General features: G+C 73.0%; 20 protein-coding genes and 1 pseudogene. 10 read left to right on the top strand and 11 right to left on the bottom strand.

Annotated features, from left to right (window positions below):
- Positions 1-544, top strand: a pseudogene (locus tag M4J07_RS26965) (glycosyltransferase 87 family protein); the annotation flags it as partial.
- On the top strand, positions 541-1,680 hold the full coding sequence (locus tag M4J07_RS26960; RefSeq protein ID WP_255975634.1) for a glycosyltransferase family 4 protein: 1,140 nt from the start codon (positions 541-543) through the stop codon (positions 1,678-1,680). The pseudogene M4J07_RS26965 and the gene M4J07_RS26960, both read left to right, overlap by 4 nt.
- A gap of 28 nt (positions 1,681-1,708) precedes the next feature.
- Here the strand turns inward: M4J07_RS26960 and M4J07_RS26955 are convergent, their stop codons facing one another.
- The 7 genes from M4J07_RS26955 to M4J07_RS26925 form a co-directional block, all read right to left on the bottom strand.
- On the bottom strand, positions 1,709-2,365 hold the full coding sequence (locus tag M4J07_RS26955) for an LAETG motif-containing sortase-dependent surface protein (protein ID WP_308284777.1): 657 nt from the start codon (positions 2,363-2,365) through the stop codon (positions 1,709-1,711).
- Between the two features lie 139 nt (positions 2,366-2,504).
- A complete protein-coding gene (locus M4J07_RS26950) occupies positions 2,505-3,662 on the bottom strand; it encodes an LOG family protein (RefSeq protein WP_255975630.1) in 1,158 nt (385 codons plus the stop codon).
- Positions 3,663-3,715: 53 nt separating this feature from the next.
- Positions 3,716-4,123 (bottom strand): VOC family protein, encoded by a 408-nt coding sequence (locus M4J07_RS26945; RefSeq protein WP_255975628.1) that lies wholly within the window; start codon positions 4,121-4,123, stop codon positions 3,716-3,718.
- A gap of 85 nt (positions 4,124-4,208) precedes the next feature.
- Entirely contained in the window at positions 4,209-5,405 is a 1,197-nt protein-coding gene (locus tag M4J07_RS26940) for a hypothetical protein (RefSeq protein WP_255975626.1), read from the bottom strand.
- Positions 5,387-6,139 carry an ABC transporter ATP-binding protein gene (locus M4J07_RS26935; RefSeq protein ID WP_255975624.1) on the bottom strand — a complete coding sequence of 251 codons (753 nt, stop codon included), beginning with the start codon at positions 6,137-6,139 and terminating at the stop codon, positions 5,387-5,389. The genes M4J07_RS26940 and M4J07_RS26935 overlap by 19 nt, the downstream gene beginning before the upstream one ends.
- Positions 6,140-6,326: 187 nt before the next feature.
- Positions 6,327-7,706 (bottom strand): aspartate aminotransferase family protein, encoded by a 1,380-nt coding sequence (locus M4J07_RS26930; RefSeq protein ID WP_255975622.1) that lies wholly within the window; start codon positions 7,704-7,706, stop codon positions 6,327-6,329.
- Entirely contained in the window at positions 7,691-8,206 is a 516-nt protein-coding gene (locus M4J07_RS26925; RefSeq protein ID WP_255975620.1) for an Lrp/AsnC family transcriptional regulator, read from the bottom strand. Before M4J07_RS26925 ends, M4J07_RS26930 begins: the two co-directional genes overlap by 16 nt.
- Before the next feature lie 162 nt (positions 8,207-8,368).
- Here M4J07_RS26925 and M4J07_RS26920 point away from each other — a divergent pair, with 162 nt between their 5' ends.
- The 3 genes from M4J07_RS26920 to M4J07_RS26910 are packed head-to-tail and all read left to right on the top strand — an operon-like array spanning position 8,369 to position 10,500.
- Positions 8,369-9,811, top strand: a complete 1,443-nt coding sequence (locus M4J07_RS26920) for a gamma-aminobutyraldehyde dehydrogenase (protein ID WP_255975618.1) — start codon at positions 8,369-8,371, stop codon at positions 9,809-9,811.
- Entirely contained in the window at positions 9,808-10,287 is a 480-nt protein-coding gene (locus M4J07_RS26915; protein WP_255975616.1) for a DUF1990 family protein, read from the top strand. The genes M4J07_RS26920 and M4J07_RS26915 overlap by 4 nt, the downstream gene beginning before the upstream one ends.
- Positions 10,288-10,305: 18 nt before the next feature.
- Complete coding sequence (locus M4J07_RS26910; protein ID WP_255975614.1) at positions 10,306-10,500, top strand: hypothetical protein; 195 nt, start codon at positions 10,306-10,308, stop codon at positions 10,498-10,500.
- A gap of 109 nt (positions 10,501-10,609) precedes the next feature.
- Here the strand turns inward: M4J07_RS26910 and M4J07_RS26905 are convergent, their stop codons facing one another.
- Entirely contained in the window at positions 10,610-11,179 is a 570-nt protein-coding gene (locus M4J07_RS26905; RefSeq protein ID WP_255975612.1) for a hypothetical protein, read from the bottom strand.
- Between the two features lie 119 nt (positions 11,180-11,298).
- Here M4J07_RS26905 and M4J07_RS26900 point away from each other — a divergent pair, with 119 nt between their 5' ends.
- Both M4J07_RS26900 and M4J07_RS26895 read left to right on the top strand, forming a co-directional pair.
- Positions 11,299-11,952 (top strand): response regulator transcription factor, encoded by a 654-nt coding sequence (locus tag M4J07_RS26900; protein WP_255975611.1) that lies wholly within the window; start codon positions 11,299-11,301, stop codon positions 11,950-11,952.
- Entirely contained in the window at positions 11,949-13,097 is a 1,149-nt protein-coding gene (locus M4J07_RS26895; protein WP_255975610.1) for a sensor histidine kinase, read from the top strand. The genes M4J07_RS26900 and M4J07_RS26895 overlap by 4 nt, the downstream gene beginning before the upstream one ends.
- A gap of 3 nt (positions 13,098-13,100) precedes the next feature.
- Here the strand turns inward: M4J07_RS26895 and M4J07_RS26890 are convergent, their stop codons facing one another.
- Positions 13,101-14,123, bottom strand: coding sequence for an aldo/keto reductase (locus M4J07_RS26890; protein WP_255975609.1), 1,023 nt, complete (start codon positions 14,121-14,123; stop codon positions 13,101-13,103).
- A 143-nt stretch (positions 14,124-14,266) separates the two neighbouring features.
- On the opposite strand from M4J07_RS26890, the gene M4J07_RS26885 reads away from it, so the two are divergent.
- The 3 genes from M4J07_RS26885 (at position 14,267) to M4J07_RS26875 (ending at position 17,010) form a co-directional block, all read left to right on the top strand.
- On the top strand, positions 14,267-15,118 hold the full coding sequence (locus M4J07_RS26885; RefSeq protein WP_255975608.1) for a helix-turn-helix transcriptional regulator: 852 nt from the start codon (positions 14,267-14,269) through the stop codon (positions 15,116-15,118).
- 86 nt (positions 15,119-15,204) lie between these two features.
- Complete coding sequence (locus tag M4J07_RS26880) at positions 15,205-16,407, top strand: polyamine ABC transporter substrate-binding protein (protein ID WP_255975607.1); 1,203 nt, start codon at positions 15,205-15,207, stop codon at positions 16,405-16,407.
- Positions 16,408-16,473: 66 nt separating this feature from the next.
- Positions 16,474-17,010 carry an HXXEE domain-containing protein gene (locus tag M4J07_RS26875; RefSeq protein ID WP_255975606.1) on the top strand — a complete coding sequence of 179 codons (537 nt, stop codon included), beginning with the start codon at positions 16,474-16,476 and terminating at the stop codon, positions 17,008-17,010.
- On the opposite strand, the gene M4J07_RS26870 is transcribed toward M4J07_RS26875, so the two are convergent.
- The gene (locus M4J07_RS26870; RefSeq protein WP_255975605.1) at positions 16,994-18,154 is read right to left on the bottom strand and encodes a serine hydrolase domain-containing protein; all 1,161 of its coding nucleotides are present in this window, start codon (positions 18,152-18,154) and stop codon (positions 16,994-16,996) included. The two genes, M4J07_RS26875 and M4J07_RS26870, sit on opposite strands and share 17 nt — an antisense overlap.
- 156 nt (positions 18,155-18,310) lie before the next feature.
- A complete protein-coding gene (locus tag M4J07_RS26865; protein WP_255975604.1) occupies positions 18,311-18,679 on the bottom strand; it encodes a winged helix-turn-helix transcriptional regulator in 369 nt (122 codons plus the stop codon).
- Positions 18,680-18,694 lie beyond the last annotated feature (15 nt).

Genomic DNA, 18,694 nt, shown 5'->3' with positions numbered 1-18,694 from the left:
CGCGAGCGCGGGCCGCGCGCGGGCGGGTGACGGGCTGCGCGCCGCGCCGTCGCTGATCGGGGCGGGCCCGCGCCGCGCCGGAGCCACCGGCCGGTACGGCTCCGCGGCTCCCGACGCGCGGGCCCACCGCGGCGCGGGGACCCGGCTCGCGCTGACAGCGCTCGGCGTCGTCGCCGTCGGCGTGGGGCCCGTGGCCCTCGGCGCACCGCACGCCCTCTACGACAACGTCGTCCGCTTCCCGCTCGGCCTGGGCGAGTTGGCGTCGCCCGCCGACAGCCCGCTGCCGGGACGGCTCCTCGCCACCCACGTCGACGGGGGCGCCGGGCTCGCCGTCGCCCTGCTCGCGTCGGCCGCCGTGGCGGTGGCGGGGTCGCTCGCCGTCCGGCCGCCGCGCACGGTGCGGGCCGCCGCCGACCGGCTCGCCGTGGGGCTCGGGGCCGCGATGCTGCTGATGCCCGCGTCCCGGTTCGGCTATCTCGTGTATCCGCTCGTGCTGTGGGCCGTGCCCCGGTGCGCCGACCGACGTCAGGGGGTCCGGGCATGACGCACACCAGGAAGCGCACCCTCGTCGTCACCAACGACCTGCCGCCGCGGCAGGGCGGCATCGAGGTCTTCGTCGACGGACTGGTGCGGCGCTTCGGGCCGGACGACGTCGTCGTGTACACCTCGGCCGAGCCGGGCGCCGAGGCGTACGACCTGAGCCTGCCGCACCCCGTCGTCCGCGACGCGGCCCGTACCCTCCTGCCCACCCGGGGCACCGCCGAGCGGGCCGTGGCGCTCGCCCGCCGGTTCCGCTGCGACAGCGTCTGGTTCGGCGCCGCCGCACCGCTCGGTCTGCTCGCCGGGGCGCTGCGCCGGGATGCCGGGGTGCGGCGCGTCGTCGCCACCACGCACGGCCACGAGGTGTGGTGGGCCAAGGCGCCCGGCGCGCGCTCGCTGCTGCGCAGGGTCGGCGCCGGGGCGGACGTCGTCACGTACCTGGGAGAACGCACCCGCCGGGCCATCGCCCCCGTGCTGCCGGCGGGGACCGCCCTCGCCCGGCTGGTCCCCGGCGTCGACACCGACGTCTTCCGGCCGGGGCTCGACCCGCGGCCGGTGCGCGCCCGGCACGGGATCGGCGCGCGGACGCCGGTCGTGCTGTGCGCCGCCCGGCTCGTGCCGCGCAAGGGGCAGGACGTCCTGGTGGCGGCGCTGCCGATGGTGCGCCGCGTGGTGCCCGGCGCACGGCTCCTGCTGGTGGGGTCCGGCGGGTACGAGCGCAGGCTCCGCCGGCTCGCCGCCGAGCACGGGGTGCCGGACGACGTGGTGTTCGCCGGTGGGCGGGCGCACGCGGACCTGCCCGCGTACTACGCCGCCGCGGACGTCTTCGCCATGCCGTGCAGGACCCGGAAGGCGGGTCTGGAGGTGGAGGGGCTCGGCATCGTGTTCCTGGAGGCCGCCGCCGCGGGTCTGCCCGTCGTGGCGGGTGACTCCGGGGGCGCGCCGGACGCCGTGCGCGAGGGGGAGGGCGGGTACGTGGTCGACGGCAGGTCGCCCGCCGCCGTCGCCGACCGCCTCGTACGGCTGCTCCTGAACCCGGAGTCGGCGCGCGCCATGGGGGCCGCGGGGCGCGAACGGGTGTGCAGGGAGTGGGACTGGGGACGGTCGTACGAGGCGCTGGCCGCGATGCTCGGCCGGTGATACCGCCTCGGACGACCGTCCGGAGTGATCAGCCCTTGGCCGTGCCCCGCTTGCGCAGGGCGAAGACCACGCCGCCGCCCGCGACGACCAGCGCCGCCGCGATGCCGGCGAAGAGACCGGTGTTGGAGCTCGCGCCGGTCTCGGCGAGGTTGTCCGAACCGCCCGCCGGGGAGGCGGAGTTGCTCGGGGCCGGGGCCGCCGGGGTGGTGGACTCGGGCGCCGACGGGGTCGGCTTCGCCGACTCGGACGGAGCCGAGGTGCTCGGCGCGGGCGACGACGGCGACGGGGTCGCGGTCGTCGTCGCGCAGGCCTTGGACGGCGTGGTCAGGTTCGGCGTGATGTCCTCGTCGACGAGGTTGCCGGCCTTGACGTGCACGCGGTACGTCGCGTTCGGCTGCCAGTCCTCCTTGAACGTCACGGTGGCGCCCTCGCGGGTGCCCTTCACGTCCTGGGAGCCGATCTGCTTGTCACCGAGGAAGACGGTGACGGTCGCCGGCGTGCCGGAGGCGTCCTTGTCGACGACGGTGATGACGCCCTGCTCACCGGTGCAGGACGCTTCGGCGGAGAACTCGCTGATGTTGCACGCCGAGGCGGTGCCGGCGACGCCGAGGGTCAGGGCCGTCGCGGCACACGCGACGCCGGCCAGGCGCACGGTGCGTGCGGATATACGGGGGGTTACGGACACAGTCGTCCTTCACGGGATCTCGTGCAGATGAGGGGGGTGCGGTGAGGGAGCACCACGGCTCCTGCCTCAGCACCCTCACGGTCCCCTCACGTTTACAAGTGCCAGTGACGCAGCGTCAATACCATGAGGGACAAGGGAGTTAGTCTTGACCTGCGCTTGACCCGAGACGGCGTACCGCGTCGGCCGCCTCCTCCACCGAATCGACCAGCGCGATCCGGGACTCCATCGCCCGCTCGCGCGCCAGGGACCGCAGCAGCGGCCAGGCCGGCAGCCGCTCCGTCCAGTGGGCGCGGTCGACGAGGACCATCGGCGTCGGCTCGCCGCGCGACTCGTAGTAGTTCGGCGTGGCGTTGTCGAAGATCTCCTGGACCGTGCCCGCCGCACCCGGGAGGAAGATCACGCCCGCGTTCGACCGGGCCAGCAGGCCGTCCTCACGGGTGGCGTTCGCGAAGTACTTGGCCAGGTGCTGCGCGAACGCGTTCGGCGGCTCGTGGCCGTAGAACCAGGTGGGGATGCCGATCGAGTCGCCGCCGCCCGGCCAGCGGCCGCGCACCTCGAACGCCGCGCCCGCCCAGTCCGTGACCGACGGCGTGAACGACGGTGCCTTCGCCAGGAGTTGGAGCGCCTCGTCGAGCATCGGGTCGGCGAACGGCGCCGCGTACGCCCCCAGGTTCGCCGCCTCCATCGCGCCGGGTCCGCCGCCCGTCGCCACCGTGAGCCCGGACCGGGCCAGGGAGCGGCCGAGCCGGGCGGCGCCCGCGTACGCGTCCGTGCCGCGGGCCATCGCGTGTCCGCCCATGACGCCCACCACCCGGGCCCCCGCGAGCCGTTCGTCGAGGGCGTCGGAGACCGAGTCGTCGTGGACGGCGCGCAGCATCGACGCGAACACGTCCCCGTCGGCCTTGGTGTGCTGGAACCAGTCGTACGCCCGGGCGTCCGGCGTCGCCGCGTACCCGTCCTCCCCCGACAGGCCGTCGAACAGCTCGTCGGGGGAGTAGAGGTGGCCGCGGTACGGGTCGAACGGGAGACCCGGGACCGGCGGGAAGACCAGGGCGCCGCGGGCCCTGACCCGCGCGGCCGCCGCCGGGTCCATCGGGCAGCCGAGGAATATGGCGCCCGCCGTCTCGACGGCGAGCAGTTCCTCGGTGCGGCCCGTCAGATCGACGGCCTGCACCCGGTGCCCGGCGAGCGTGCCGCGTGCGGCGGCCTCGTCGAACTCCGCGAGCGTCTCGATCTCGCGGTCGGTGGTGGTGACGGGCGGCTGGGCGGGCTCGGGTGACTGCGGTGATGTCGGCACCCGCCCATGCTAAGCACGGCTCCCCGCAGGGCAGTTGCTCAGCCCTCGACCGCTCAGCCCTCGACGACCGACGGGTCCATCCACATGATCTCGAAGGTGTGCCCGTCGAGGTCGTCGAAGGCCCGGCCGTACATGAAACCGTGGTCCTGCTTCTCACCGGTCTCGGTGCCGCCCGCCGCGATCGCCCGGTCGACGATCTCGTCGACCTTCTCGCGGCTCTCCGCGCTCAGACACAGCAGCACCTCGCTGCTCGCCGTCGAGTCGATGATCGGCTTCTTGGTGAAGCCCGCGTACTTGTCCTTCGTGAGCAGCATGAGCACGATGTGCTCGCTGACCACGATGGCCGCGCCGGTGTCGTCCGAGAACTGCGGGTTGCGCTCGAAGCCCAGCTCCGTGAAGAACTTCGTGGCGGCGTCCAGGTCGTTCACAGCCAGGTTCGGGAAGATCATCTGCTGGTACATGGGGTGTCCGTCGCCTTCTTGAGGAGCCGTCTGAAGTGATCGTGTCGTGCTGTACGCAGGGTTAGACGGCCGGCGCCGGCAAAACTCATCGCGCTGACAGGGGAATCGCCGAAAGTTCCGCGACGGTCCAGGTCAGCGGCCCGAACACGGCGAGCAGAGCGGCTGCCCGCAGCGCCGCCGCACCGCGCAGCATGGTCGCGGGAGCGCCGAGCCGCAGCAGCGCGGACGTCGTGTGCCGACGGGCCTGGCGGGCCTCGACGGCCGCCGTGACGAGCGTGGCCACCGTGCAGCCGACGACCAGGAACGCGCCCAGCGTCGACAGCGGCCCGAGGTCGGGAGCGGCCTTCCCGGCGGCCCCGTACAGGACGCTCGCCGCGTACGCCCCCGAGACCACGGCGCAGACGACGCCGAGCGGGCGGCCGATCCGCCGCGCCTCCTCCTGGAGGACCCGGCCGGCGAGCAGGCGCACCGCGCCGGGGCGCACGGCCTGCAGGGCGCGTCCGCACAGGTGGGTGAGGCCGGGTCCGGCGAGCGCCAGGCCGAACGCGGTCAGCGCCCAGCCCGCGAGGACGCCGGAGGAGCTGCCGGCCAGACCGCCCGGCATCGGGAAGCCGACGCCGCCCGGCGCGTGCGAGGCGTAGGTCTCCACCGCGAGCCCGGCGGCGAGCAGGGCCACGCCCCACGGCAGTCCGGTCGGCGCGGGGGCCGGGTCCTGCGCCTCGTCGGGGGCCGGGCCCGCCGTGTCCGCGGAACGCGCCGCGGTCGCCTTGACGTTCCGGGGCCGCAGCACGAGGGCGCTGGCGCCGGACGCCGCGACCGGTACGAACGTGAGCAGGGTGAGGGCCGCGGCGAGCGGCAACGGCCGGTCGGCGGCGAGGAGTCGGCGGGCCGCGCCGTCGAACGGCAGGCCGGACAGGTCGCCGCGCAGGTGCAGGAAGAACAGCAGCGCCAGCATCGAGCCGAGGGTGCAGGCCACGGCCGTGGAGACGGCGGCGAGGAGGGTGAGGCGGGCCGGGCCGAGCCCCACCGCGGAGAGCCCCGCGCGTGGCTTCGTACCGGGGTCGGAGCGGGCCACGGAGACCGCGAGGTAGACGGTGGCGGCGAGCGGGATCGCGCACCAGGCGAGGCGCAGGACGGCGCTCGCGGAGGCGTCGGGGTGGCCCATCGCGTAGCCCAGCGTGCACAGCAGGAGGAAGCCGGTGCCCGCGGATGCGGCGGCCACCAGGAGTCTGCGGAGCTGGACGAGGGGATGGGCGCCGCGGGCTAGACGGAGAGCGAGCACGCGGCCCGGCCTTCCGTGCTGTCGGGGTCCGCGGGCGCGGCGGGCAGGTGCACGGTGTTGACCCGGCGGCCGTCGAGCAGCGACACCGTGCGGTCGGCGAGCGCGCTGACCTCGGAGTCGTGCGTGGCCAGGACGACGGTGATGGCGTGCGAGCGGGCCGCCGCCGTCAGCGTACGGAGCACGTGGGCGCGGTCGGCCCGGTGCAGCGTCGCGGTCGGCTCGTCGGCGAAGACCACGTTCGGGGCGTGCGCCAGGGCGCGGGCGATGGCGACGCGCTGCCGCTCGGCCATCGACAGGGCGTGCGGGCGCTTGCGGGCGAGCCGGCCGACGTCGAGCCGGTCGAGCCACTCGTGGGCGGCGGTCTTGGCCTCGCGGCGGGCCGTGCCCCGCAGCATCAGGGGGAGCGCCGTGTTCTCCCAGACGTTCAGCTCCGGTACGAGGGCGGGCTCCGGGTCGATCCAGCCGAAGCGGTCCCGGCGCAGCCGCTCGCGGACCAGCGGGCCCATCGTGTGGACGGGGGTGCTGTTGAACCACACCTCGCCGCCCTTGTCGGGCAGCAGCTGACCGGAGAGACACTGCAGGAGCGTCGTCTTGCCGGCGCCGCGCGGGCCGGTGACGGCGAGGATCTCGCCCTCACGGACACCGAGCGAGACGCCGGTGAGCGCGGGCGAGCCGTTGTGGGAGAAGTGCAGGGCGCGTGCCCAGAGCACGTCGTTGTCCGGCGGGGCCACCATGGCGTACACCTCGGTTCAGATCAGATTGCCGGGAAGTTCCCGTCCCCCTTCCGGGGGAACGAAGGCAGGGCCGATCGGTCACTGGGCACGGTAGGTATCCGGTGGCGGAGCCGGACAAAGGACGCGGCCCGGTCCCGCCCATCTCACTCGGATGGGCGCAACCGGGCCGTTCCCGCGGCAGCGGGGATCAGATCTTCGTCCAGGCCTCCGTGAGCACCTGGCGGATGATGCCCTCGATCTCGTCGAACGTGGACTGGTCCGAGATCAGCGGCGGCGACAGCTGGATGACCGGGTCGCCACGGTCGTCGGCGCGGCAGTACAGGCCGTACTCGAAGAGCTTCTTCGACACGTAGCCGTACAGGATGCGCTCCGACTCCTCGTCGGTGAAGGACTCCTTGGTGGCCTTGTCCTTGACGAGCTCGATGCCGTAGAAGAACCCGTTGCCCCGGACGTCGCCGACGATCGGCAGGTCGTTCAGCTTCTGCAGCGTGTTGAGGAAGTTCGCCTCGTTGTCCAGCACGTGCTGGTTGAGGCCCTCGCGCTCGAAGATGTCGAGGTTGGCGAGACCCACGGCCGCGGAGACCGGGTGGCCACCGAAGGTGTAGCCGTGCAGGAAGGTGTTGTCGCCCTTGTAGAACGGCTCGGCGATCCGGTCGGAGACGATGGCCGCACCGATCGGGGAGTAGCCGGACGTCATGCCCTTGGCGCAGGTGATGATGTCGGGCACGTAGCCGAACTTGTCACAGGCGAACATCGTGCCGAGGCGGCCGAAGGCGCAGATGACCTCGTCCGAGACGAGCAGCACGTCGTACTGGTCGCAGATCTCGCGCACGCGCTGGAAGTAGCCGGGCGGCGGCGGGAAGCAGCCACCGGCGTTCTGCACGGGCTCCAGGAAGACGGCCGCGACCGTCTCCGGGCCCTCGAAGAGGATCTCCTGCTCGATCTGGTCGGCGCACCAGCGGCCGAAGGCCTCCGGGTCGTCGCCGTGGATCGGGGCGCGGTAGATGTTCGTGTTCGGCACCTTGTGCGCGCCCGGGACGAGCGGCTCGAAGGGGGCCTTGAGGGCCGGCAGGCCGGTGATGGACAGGGCGCCCTGCGGGGTGCCGTGGTAGGCGACCGCGCGCGAGATGACCTTGTACTTCGTGTGGTTGCCGGTGAGCTTGTGGTACTGCTTCGCCAGCTTCCACGCGGTCTCGACGGCCTCGCCGCCGCCGGTGGTGAAGAAGACCTTGTTGAGGTCGCCCGGAGCGTAGTGGGCCAGGCGCTCGGCCAGCTCCACGGCCTTGGGGTGGGCGTACGACCAGATCGGGAAGAAGGCCAGCTCGGCCGCCTGCTTGGCGGCGACCTCGGCGAGCTCCTGGCGGCCGTGGCCGGCCTGGACCACGAACAGGCCGGCGAGGCCGTCGAGGTACTTCTTGCCCTTGTCGTCGTAGATGTAGGTGCCCTCGCCACGCACGATGGTGGGAACGGGCGCGTTCTCGTACGACGACATGCGGGTGAAGTGCATCCACAGGTGGTCGTACGCGCTCTGGCTGAGGTCCTTGCTCACGGCTATCGGGTTCCCCACATATAGGTCTGCTTCTTGAGCTTGAGGTAGACGAAGCTCTCGGTGGAGCGCACGCCGGGCAGGGCCCGGATGCGTTTGTTGATGACGTCCAGAAGGTGGTCGTCGTCCTCGCAGACGACCTCCACCATCAGGTCGAACGAGCCTGCCGTCATCACGACGTACTCGCACTCCGGCATGGCCGTCAGCGCATCCGCCACGGGATCCAGGTCGCCCTCGGCGTTGATCCCGACCATCGCCTGCCGCCGGAAGCCCACGGTGAGCGGGTCGGTGACGGCGACGATCTGCATCACGCCCTGGTCGAGCAGTTTCTGGACGCGCTGGCGCACGGCTGCCTCGGACAGGCCGACGGCCTTTCCGATGGCGGCGTACGGGCGCCTGCCGTCTTCTTGGAGCTGTTCGATGATGGCGAGGGAGACGGCGTCCAGCGACGGCGATCCACCGTGCTTCGAACTGGGTCCCTTGGGGTCTGCGCTGCGACTGGCCACGACCTCACTGTGCATGAGGCCTCGTCTGTTCCGCAACCCCAGATCGATGAAATTCGTTGTTTGAGTCTCCGATACTCACGGATTTCGTAGGTGCGAGGGAGTGGGGGGTGTCGAAAACGTCGGTGTACGGATTAGGGTGGGTGTCTCAAGCAGTGGACAGCGAGAGGGAGGCCGGCAGTGAGCACCAGTGAGCTGCGTCGTCTGCGTAACTACATCGACGGTGAGTTCCGGGACGCCGCCGACGGACGGACCACCGAGGTGGTCAACCCCGCCACGGGCGAGGCGTACGCGACCGCGCCGCTGTCCGGGCAGGCGGACGTCGACGCGGCGATGGCCGCCGCCGAGGCCGCGTTCCCGGCCTGGCGCGACCTGACCCCCGCCGAGCGGCAGAAGGCCCTCCTCAAGATCGCCGACGCCTTCGAGGAGCGGGCCGAGGAGCTCATCGCGGCCGAGGTGGAGAACACCGGCAAGCCGATCGGGCTGACCCGCAGCGAAGAGATCCCGCCGATGGTGGACCAGATCCGCTTCTTCGCGGGCGCGGCCCGGATGCTCGAAGGCCGCGCGGCCGGCGAGTACATGGAGGGCCTGACCTCCATCATCCGGCGCGAGCCGATCGGCGTCTGCGCCCAGGTCGCACCGTGGAACTACCCGATGATGATGGGCGTGTGGAAGTTCGCCCCGGCGCTCGCCGCGGGCAACACGGTGGTCCTCAAGCCGTCCGACACCACTCCCGCCTCCACGGTCCTGATGGCCGAGATCATCGGCTCGATCGTCCCCAAGGGCGTCTTCAACGTGGTGTGCGGCGACCGTGACACGGGCCGCGCCATGGTCGAGCACCCGACCCCGGCGATGGCGTCCATCACGGGCTCCGTGCGCGCCGGCATGCAGGTCGCCGAGTCCGCCGCCAAGGACCTCAAGCGCGTCCACCTGGAGCTCGGCGGCAAGGCCCCGGTCGTCGTCTTCGAGGACACCGACATCGCCAAGGCCGTCGAGGACATCTCGGTGGCGGGCTTCTTCAACGCCGGGCAGGACTGCACCGCCGCCACCCGCGTCCTCGTCCAGGAGTCCATCCACGACGAGTTCGTGGCCGCGCTCGCCAAGGCCGCCGCCGAGACGAAGACCGGCATGCCGGACGACGAGGACGTGCTGTACGGCCCGCTGAACAACCCGAACCAGCTGAAGCAGGTCTCCGGGTTCATCGAGCGCCTCCCGGCCCACGCCAAGGTCGAGGCCGGTGGCCACCGCGTCGGCGAGAAGGGCTTCTTCTACGCCCCGACCGTCGTCTCCGGCCTGAAGCAGGATGACGAGATCATCCAGAACGAGGTCTTCGGCCCGGTCATCACCGTCCAGTCCTTCACGGACGAGGCGCAGGCCACCGAGTGGGCCAACGGCGTGGACTACGCGCTCGCGTCGTCGGTGTGGACCAAGGACCACGCGCGCGCGATGCGCATGTCGAAGGTCCTCGACTTCGGCTGCGTCTGGATCAACACGCACATCCCGCTCGTCGCCGAGATGCCGCACGGCGGCTTCAAGAAGTCGGGCTACGGCAAGGACCTGTCGGCGTACGGCTTCGACGACTACACGCGCATCAAGCACGTGATGACGTCGCTGGACGCGTGACCCTCACCTACAGCGAGGTCGGCGCGACCCTGGCGGACGGCGAACTGCCGCCGGGGTACGCCCATCTGGACCGCCGTGTCCGGCTCGGCTCGGGGCACGACTGCTTCGAGCGGGCCGGTGCGGCGGTCCTGTCGTGGCAGGTGCAGCGCGGGGCCGGACTGCGGGTCGCGGCGGAGCACGACGTCCGCGAGGGCGCCGACGTCGTGCTGCGCGCCCTGTGGCTGCGGATCCCCTGCCGGGTGGTGCGGGTGGTGCGCGCGGACTCCCGCACCGGGTTCGCCTACGGGACGCTGCCCGGCCATCCGGAGTGCGGCGAGGAGGCGTTCCTCGTGACGCGCGAGGCCGACGACTCCGTCTGGCTGCGGATCCGGGCGTTCTCGCGGCCCGGCCGCTGGTACGCGCGGCTCGCCGGACCGCTCGCCCGCGCCGTGCAACTCGCGGTCACCCGGCGCTATTTGCGGGCCCTCGCTCCCTGACGGCGGGCGGACATCCAGGTGCGGGCCCACTTCCGGCCCTCGCACCGTGAGCTGCGCGGGGGCGGCTCCGGCGCGGTGCGGCGGGTGTTCGCGACGCTGGAGTACGGCGAACTGGCGCAGGCCGCCGACGCCACGGGCGGCGTCGTGTACCGGCTGTTCCCCGACGACGTGGACGCGGCGACGTGGACGCGGTGCCGGGGATCGCGCGGGTGACCGCCGGTGACCTGGTCGGCCGGCTCGGGGGCGGCTGAGCGGGGCCGCGGGGACGGAGGGAGCGGTCCGTCGGCCGCCCCCTCCTCGCCACCCCCTCCGGGCGGTCGGGTCACGCGGACCGGGAGGAAAGACCCTCGCCCGCGCCGGCGGAGTGCTCGACGTGCAGACCGGGGCCGGGGAACTTGTGGTGCCCGCCCGGGTGTTTCGGCGGCGCGGGGAGGTCACCGTCCGGGAACGGCAGGCCGTTCGCCGGGAAGGAGACGCCGGCGTCCTCCAGCGGGCCCTTGCACGCGTCGAACGCCTTCTTGAACGCCTTCTTGAACGCGTCGGACGACAGGTCGGGCGACGCCTGGCCCTTCTTGACGCTCATCTTCACCACGAAGCTGATGCCGCCGTCGTCGCTCTTCGCGGCGTGGAAGGACGGGAAGGCGTCCTGCCCGTGCTCGCGCATGCACGCGGCGAACGCGTCGTTCGCCTCGTTCACGTCGTCCGGGGCGGCGTCGGTCGGCCGGTAACCGATGGGCGGGGCCGCGTCCTTCGGCGGCGCGGGCGGCCGGTGGCCGTCCGTGGCCGCGGCCTGGGAGGCGGTGACCGTGCCCAGGGCGACGGCCGAGACGAGCGCGCAGGCCGCGAGGAGGCGGTGGCGGCGCGGGAGTACGGGTACGCGCGGGAGATGCATGGTGGATTCCCTCGTCGTCGGGGTTGTTGCCGGCGGACCCACTTCAGCCGTACGGCGGTTACGCCACGGGAACAGCCGCCCTTATCCGCCCGTAACCGCGCGGCGGCCACACTGACGCCATGCGTGTGCTGGTGGTCGAGGACCACGAAGAACTCGCCGAGACCGTCGCCGCCGGCCTGCGCCGGCAGGGCATGGCGGTCGACGTCGCGCACGACGGGGAGGCGGCCCTGGAGCGGGCCACGGTGAACCGGTACGACGTCGTCGTGCTCGACCGCGACCTGCCGGGCCTGCACGGCGATCAGGTGTGCCGCGCCCTCGCGGCGGCCGGGTCCCGGGAGCGCGTCCTGATGCTGACCGCGTCCGGGACCGTCGCCGACCGGGTCGCCGGGCTCGGCATGGGCGCCGACGACTATCTGCCCAAGCCGTTCGCGTTCACCGAACTCGTCGCGCGCGTCCGGGCGTTGGGCCGCCGGGCGCAGCCCGCGCTGCCGCCCGTCCTGGTCCACGGGGACCTGTGCCTCGACCCGGCACGCCGCACCGCCGTCCGGGACGGCCGCCCGCTCGCCCTCAGCCCCAAGGAGTTCGCCGTCCTGGAGCTGCTCCTCGGGGCGCGCGGTGCCGTCGTCTCCGCCGAGCAGCTGCTGGAGCGGGCCTGGGACGAAGCGGCCGACCCGTTCACCCAGACGGTGAAGGTGACCGTGAGCCGGCTGCGCCGCAAGCTCGGCGAGCCGTCGCTCATCGAGACCGTCGACCGCGCCGGATACCGGGTGTGACCGGCGTGCGGGGCCTCGCCCTCCCGGCCAGCGTCCGGTGGCGGCTCACGCTGCTGTACGGCGGGCTCTTCGTCGTCGCCGGCGCCCTGCTGCTCGCCCTCACCTACGCCCTGTTCGAGCGCGGCAGCGACAGGACCGGCCGGAAGGTCTCCGCTCCGCCGGTCGACCAGGGCGCTCCCGCGCTGCGCGGATACGTGGAGAGCAGCCTGGAGGTGCAGCGCGGCGACCAGCTGCACACCCTGCTCGTCGAGTCGGGCGTCGCGCTCGCCCTGATGACCGTGGCCTCGCTCGCGCTCGGCTGGATCGTCGCGGGACGCGTTCTCGCCCCGCTGCGCACCATGACGGACGCGGCCCGCCGGATCTCCGCCGACGACCTGCACGAACGACTGGCGACGGACCGCCCGCGCGACGAACTCCACGACCTGGCGGCCCAGTTCAACGGACTGCTGGCCCGCCTCGAAGGCGCCTTCGCCGCGCAGCGCCGGTTCGTCGCCGACGCCTCGCACGAGCTGCGCACCCCGCTGACCCTGCAGCAGGCCGTCGTGGACGTGGCGCTCGACGACCCCGACGCGTCGGCGGACACGCTGCGCGCCGCCTGTCTGCGGGTGCGCGCCGCCGGACAGGAACAGGAGCGGCTCATCGAGGCGCTGCTGATGCTGGCCCGTGGCCAGCAGGGTCTGGAGGGCAAGGAGCCGGTGGACCTCGCGGACGTCGTCCGCGCGGTGCTGCCGCCGTCCGACGGCGCCGGGCCGGCCGTCCGCGCCGAGCTCGGGACGGCGCCGCTGCTCGGCGACCGGCGGCTGATCGAGCGCCTCGTCGTCAACCTCGTCGACAACGCCGTACGCCACAACCACCCACAAGAGCAAGGCAGTTGGGTGTCGCTGTGGACCGGTACGGCACACGGCCGGCCCACCCTGCGCGTCACCAACAGCGGCCCGCCGGTGCCCGCCGAGCAGATCGCGGGGCTCTTCGAACCGTTCCGCCGGCTCGGCGCCCAGCGCACCCGGCACCGCGACGGTCTCGGCCTCGGCCTGTCCATCGTGGTCGCCGTGGCCCACGCCCACGACGGCGCCGTCCGGGCCTGGCCGGGACCGGACGGCGGCCTCCTCGTCGAGGCCGCCTTCCCCGCCGCGTACCCGCCGTGACGGTCATCCGAGGTGCGTCAGATCCTCGGCCGTGAGGTCCAGGCGCGCGGCCCGTGCCCAGTCCGCCACCTGCTCGGGCGTGCGGGCCCCCACGATCGCCCCGGTCACCCCGCGCTGCGCGAGCGCCCACGCGATGGCGGCGGACCCGACGGAGACCCCGTGGCGCCCGGCGACCGTGCGGAGCCGCTCCACCACTTCGAGGTTGCGGTCCAGGTCCCGGGTGAAGTCCGGGTGGGTGCGGCGCCAGTCACCCGCGTCGAGCGTGGCCGCCCGCTCCTTCGTGAACGTCCCGGACAGCAGCCCGGAGTGCTGCGGCGAGTACACGATCACGCCCGTGCCGTGGTCCGCGGCCCAGCCGATCTCCGGCCCGGCGGTGCGGTTGAGCAGGGAGAGGGGCGGCTGGACGGCGTCGACCGGGGCGATCGCGGCGGCCGCGGCCAGCTGCGCCGGGCCGTGGTTGGACAGGCCGATGGCACGGACCTTGCCCTCCTTCTTCAGCTCGGCCATCACCTGCCAGTACTCCTCAAGTGGCGTGGCCTCCACGGGAGTTCCGGTCTCCTTGCCCTCGCCGTCCCAGTCGAGGGGCTTCCCGGTGTCCGGGTAGTGCACCTGGTACAGGTCGATCGTCTCGACGCCGAGCCGGCGCAGCGAGTCCTCGACCTCGCGGCGCACGCTGTCGGGCCGCATGACCCGGCGCGGCGCCGCCGACGGATTCGCCGGGTCCCACACGAGCCCGGCCTTGGTGAACACGAACGGCCGCTCACTCTGCGGCAGTTGGGCGATCGCCTTGCCGACGACCTCCTCCGCGTGCCCGAGCCCGTACACGGCGGCCGTGTCGATCCAGTTCACGCCCCGCTCCACGGCGGCGTGCACCGTGGCGATGGAGCGGGCGTCGTCCTGGCCGCCCCAGGAGAAGCGCCAGCCCTCGCCGCCGAAGGCCCAGCTGCCCAGTCCGACGGTGGACACGTGCAGACCGGTGGAGCCGAGCTCACGCCGCGGGAAGCCGTTGGTGTCGCTGACAGTCATCGTCGTACGTCCTTCGTGCCGATGGGGTGGTCGTGCTGACGGGGAAGACTCTGCGGCCCGGGCACCACCCCCCGGCAGGCACAGCTGTGAGGGGGGAAAGACTTGACCACCCTCGGCGCGCGGGCCCACGCGATACTCGGGGCATGGACTCCACGGTCGAACGCCGCACCGAACTCAGCCAGTTCCTGCGCTCCCGCCGGGCCCGGCTGCGCCCCGACGACGTCGGCCTCGTCTCGTACGGGACGCGGCGGGTGCCGGGGCTGCGCCGGGAGGAGCTGGCGCAGCTCGCGGGCGTCAGCGTCGAGTACTACGTGCGCCTGGAGCAGGGCCGCAACCCGCACGTCTCGGACGTCGTGCTCGAATCCGTGGGCCGCGCCCTGCGCCTCGACCCCGCCGAGCAGGACCATCTGCGCAACCTCGCCCGGCCCGACCGCGCCCGCCCCACCGCCCGGTCCCGCGCACTGCCCCGCACCGGAGCCGTACGCCCCGGGCTGCGGCGCCTGATCGACGCCCAGCCGGGACCCGCCTACCTGTGCGGACCGCGCACCGAGGTCGTCGCGTGGAACGCGCGGGCCGCGGCCGTCTTCGGCGACTTCGCCCGGCTCCCGGACGAGCAGCGGAACTTCGCGTACCTGGTCTTCCTCGACGAGGCCTACCGCGAACTGTTCGCCGACAGCCTGCGGGACAAGGCCGAGGCGACCGTCGGGTTCCTGCGGGTGAGCGTCGGCCGGCACCCCGACGACCCGTCCCTGGCCTCCCTCATCGGCACGCTCGCCATGAAGAGCGAGGAGTTCGGCACGCTGTGGGCCCGGCAGGACGTCCACGACAAGGGGCCGGGGCGGTACACGCTGAAGCATCCCGTCGTCGGCCCGCTGGCCCTCGACTTCGAGATCCTGCACCTGCCCGACGCCGAACAGGTCCTGGTCGGCTATCTGCCCGCGCCCGGCACCCCGGCCGAGGAGAACCTGGCCCTGCTGGCGAGCTGGACCGGCTGAACCATCGACAGGGTGTCGGCTGCCGGCCGTCCCGCTCGACGCAGCGTCCATTGTCCCCACCCGCCCCGCCCCGGCATCCTGCGTGCGTGCGAGCCAACCACGTCACCTCCCAGGTCACCCGTCGTTCCCTGCTGCGCGCCCTGGGCGGTGGTGCCACGGCCGCGGCGGTCGGCGCGCTCGCCACCGGCTGCGGGGTGCCCGCCGCCTACGTGAAGCCGGGCGACCGCGCCGGGCAGGACCTGTCGTCCGCCGAGAAGCGGCTCACCTGGGCGAACTGGCCGCTCTACATCGACGTCGACGACGACGATCCGTCGAAGCGGCCCACCCTCGACGCGTTCGGGAAGGAGACCGGGATCCAGGTCAAGTACACCGAGGAGATCAACGACAACGACGAGTTCTTCGGCAAGATCAGCCCGTCCCTGATGAACCACCAGAAGACCGGCCGGGACCTCATCGTCATCTCCGACTGGATGTGCTCGCGCTTCGTGCGCCTCGGCTGGGTCCAGGAGATGGACCGGGCCCACCAGCCGAACGTCACCCAGTACCTCGACCCGCTGCTGCGCTCACCCGCCTTCGACCCCGGCCGCAAGTACACCGTGCCGTGGCAGTCCGGCATCACCGGCATCGCGTACAACAAGCGCCGGCTCGGCCGCGAGATCAAGCACGTCTCCGACCTGTGGGCCGCCGACCTGAAGGGCCGCGTCACCCTGCTCTCCGGCCTCGACGAGTCCTTCGCGCTCCTCATGCAGGGCAACGGCGTCGACATCACGAAGTGGACGGCCGACGACTTCCACCGGGTCTGCGACCAGGTCGAGAAGCTCGTGAGGACGAAGCACATCCGCCGCTTCACCGGCAACGACTACATCAAGGACCTCTCCAGCGGCGACGTCCTCGCCTGCCAGGCCTACAGCGGCGACGTGATCCAGCTCCAGGCCGACGACCCGGACATCGAGTTCGTCGTCCCCGAGGAGGGCGCCGAACTGTGGGCCGAGTCCCTCATGATCCCCAACCTCGCCGACCACAAGGCCAACGCCGAGCGCCTGATCGACTACTACTACCAGCCGGAGGTCGCCGCCGACCTCGCCGCCTGGGTCAACTACGTCTGCCCGGTCCCGGCCGCCCGCGAGGTCCTCGCCTCCTCGAAGGACAAGGAGACCGCCGAACTCGCCGAGGACCCCCTGATCTTCCCCGACGACGAGATGCGCTCCCGCCTCGCCATCGCCCGCGACATCCGCCCGTCCGAACGCACCGAGTTCGCGAAGCGGTGGAACGCGATCGCGGGGTTGTAGGCCGCAGGTCCTCCTCGCAACGGGGTTGCCGTGCGGCCCAGTTGGGGCCCCGCATAGGGTGCGGCCATGACCGATGGGACGACCGCGGGGGCGGCGGCGACGCTGGGGCTGTTCGCGGCCTGGGCCCTGCACGACACCGAAGAAGTGCTCACCGCGCCGGGCTGGGTCCGCACCCGGTTGCCGGAGCTGCGCGAGCGGTGGCCGGACGTGCCCGAGCGGGTGTGGCGGGTCATGGAGGGCGTCGACGAGCGGGAGTTCGCCGTCGCCGTCGGCGTCATGGCCGGGATCGTCGGCGCGGGAGCCGTCGCGGGCTGGGCGAGCGGCGGGCGCAGCGCCGCGTACCAGGCCATGCTGAACGGATTCGGACTGCACGGGCTGCTGCACCTGGGGCAGGCCGCCGCCGTGCGCGGCTACACGCCGGGCGTGGCGACCTCGCCGACGCTCGTCGTGCCGTTCACGCTGTGGGCGCGGCGACGCCTGCGGCGGGCGGGGGTGCTGCGCCCCACCCGCGGCCGCGACGTCGTCGCCGGGGTCGCCTGGGCGGCCGCGGCGACCGTCGTCTCGCACGGGGTGGCGCGGCGGATCGTCAGGCCAGGTTCCTGAGCGCGGCCATCACGATGCGCTCGGCCGTGGGGTTCATGTCCCTGCCCTTCGCGTCCGTGGAGTTGACCGAGTAGACGAGCGTCCTGGACAGGTCGCGGGTGGCGCCGACCACCGAGTTGTAGCCGTAGCGGCTGCCCGTCTTCAGCCAGATGACGTGCCCGTCGGGCGTCTCGTAGCGCTGCAGTCCCGCGCTCATCGTCGCGCCCTTGATGCCGGACGGGACGGTGAACATCTCCGCCAGCTGTGGCCGCGGGACGATCCGGCCCTTGAACAGGGCCGTGACCAGGCGTTCCAGGTCGGCGGTCGTGGAGATCATGTCGCCGCCCGCGAGGCGGTCGTACTGGTTCCACTCGGTCACGTCGAGCAGCTTTCCGCCCGACAGCTGGTAGCCGTGGTTGTGCGGGCCCCGGATGCGGGGGTCGGTGCCCGGGAAGTAGGTGTGCCGCATCCCCGCCGGGCGCAGCACGAGCCGCTCGGCCTCCGCAGCGTAGGAGCGGCCCGTGACCCGCTCGATCAGCAGGCCGAGGAACGTGTAGTTGATGCCGAGGTACTCCTGCACCTCGCCGGGCGCGTGCGCGGGCCCCTCGGTCACCGAACCGGCCACGACCTGGCGCGGGGTGAGCGTCTCGAAGCGGTGCGCGTACGCCTCCTCGAAGGTCGGCCCGAACGCCGTGCCGGGGCGCAACCCCGAGGTGTGGTTGAGGAGTTGGCGTACGGAGATGGGGGCGCGGAAGGCGTCCGCGTTCGGGGCGAACAGGTCGGGGAGGTAGCGCTGAACGGGTGCGTCGAGGTCGACCTTCCCGGCGGCTGCGAGACGCAGCACGACGGCCGCCGTCACCACCTTCGTGGTGGATCCCGCCCGGAACTCGGCGTTCGCCAGCGCCTTCCGGCCCGTCCGCAGGTCCCGTACGCCCGCCGACCCGTGCCAGGAGCCGCCGCTGCCGCCGACCCGGACGAGGGCCGCCGTCGCGTCGGCGTCCGGCAGCCCGGTGAGGGACTCGGCGAGGGCCCGCGCGTCGGGCGCGCCGGGGGCGGGCGCCACCACGCCGGGCCGGGGCTGCGCGGGGGCGGCGGTGGCGAGCGGTGCGGTGACGGCGCCGAGCGCGAGGGCGGCGGACAGGGCGAGGACGACACGACGCTTCAAGGGAGCCTCCAGGGAGGGGAGTTGGCCCGAGCGGGCCGATGTCGACCATCCTGGGCGGCGGCCGCCCGCGGCAGGTCGTCGCAGCGGATGATCCGGACCCTGGTGTGTGCGCCCGCCGGTCCCTTAGGGGCGCCGCCGTCCGGCTCGTGCGGCCCCCTAGGGGGCGCCGCCGTCCGCCTCGTGCCGGTCCTGCGCCGCCATCACCTCGTCCCCGTGCGTGAACGCCCACGCCCCGAAGGCGTCGATCGGGCCGAGCAACGTCCGCCCCAGCGCGGTCAGTTCGTACTCGACGCGCGGCGGCACCTCCTCGTACGCCTGCCGGGTCACCAGCCCGTTGAACTCCAGGCGGCGCAGCGTCTCGGTGAGCACCTTGGGGCTGATGCCGCCGATCCGGTCGCGCAACTCGCCCGGCCGGTACGGGCGTTCGCGCAGCGCCCACAGCACCACGGCGTTCCAGGTGTTGGACAGCAGGTCGAAGGCGAGGCGGGCCCGGCAGTCGGCGAGGAATCCCTGGTCGGACGTCATGTACCGAATGGTGCC

It is taken from the genome of Streptomyces longispororuber (genome assembly GCF_024448165.1).
Lineage (GTDB): Bacteria > Actinomycetota > Actinomycetes > Streptomycetales > Streptomycetaceae > Streptomyces > Streptomyces longispororuber_A.
Note: the sequence above shows the minus strand (reverse complement) of the source record. Positions and strands in the feature narration are given on the sequence as shown.

What these genes read in the sequence shown, in the direction of transcription:
- M4J07_RS26885 (WP_255975608.1), top strand. Translation starts at nt 14,267, where the DNA reads ATGGACTCCACGGTCGAACGCCGCACCGAACTCAGCCAGTTCCTGCGC.
- M4J07_RS26925 (WP_255975620.1), bottom strand. Translation starts at nt 8,206, where the DNA reads ATGCACAGTGAGGTCGTGGCCAGTCGCAGCGCAGACCCCAAGGGACCC.
- M4J07_RS26890 (WP_255975609.1), bottom strand. Translation starts at nt 14,123, where the DNA reads ATGACTGTCAGCGACACCAACGGCTTCCCGCGGCGTGAGCTCGGCTCC.
- M4J07_RS26875 (WP_255975606.1), top strand. Translation starts at nt 16,474, where the DNA reads ATGACCGATGGGACGACCGCGGGGGCGGCGGCGACGCTGGGGCTGTTC.
- M4J07_RS26945 (WP_255975628.1), bottom strand. Translation starts at nt 4,123, where the DNA reads ATGTACCAGCAGATGATCTTCCCGAACCTGGCTGTGAACGACCTGGAC.
- M4J07_RS26905 (WP_255975612.1), bottom strand. Translation starts at nt 11,179, where the DNA reads ATGCATCTCCCGCGCGTACCCGTACTCCCGCGCCGCCACCGCCTCCTC.
- M4J07_RS26900 (WP_255975611.1), top strand. Translation starts at nt 11,299, where the DNA reads ATGCGTGTGCTGGTGGTCGAGGACCACGAAGAACTCGCCGAGACCGTC.
- M4J07_RS26935 (WP_255975624.1), bottom strand. Translation starts at nt 6,139, where the DNA reads ATGGTGGCCCCGCCGGACAACGACGTGCTCTGGGCACGCGCCCTGCAC.
- M4J07_RS26960 (WP_255975634.1), top strand. Translation starts at nt 541, where the DNA reads ATGACGCACACCAGGAAGCGCACCCTCGTCGTCACCAACGACCTGCCG.
- M4J07_RS26865 (WP_255975604.1), bottom strand. Translation starts at nt 18,679, where the DNA reads ATGACGTCCGACCAGGGATTCCTCGCCGACTGCCGGGCCCGCCTCGCC.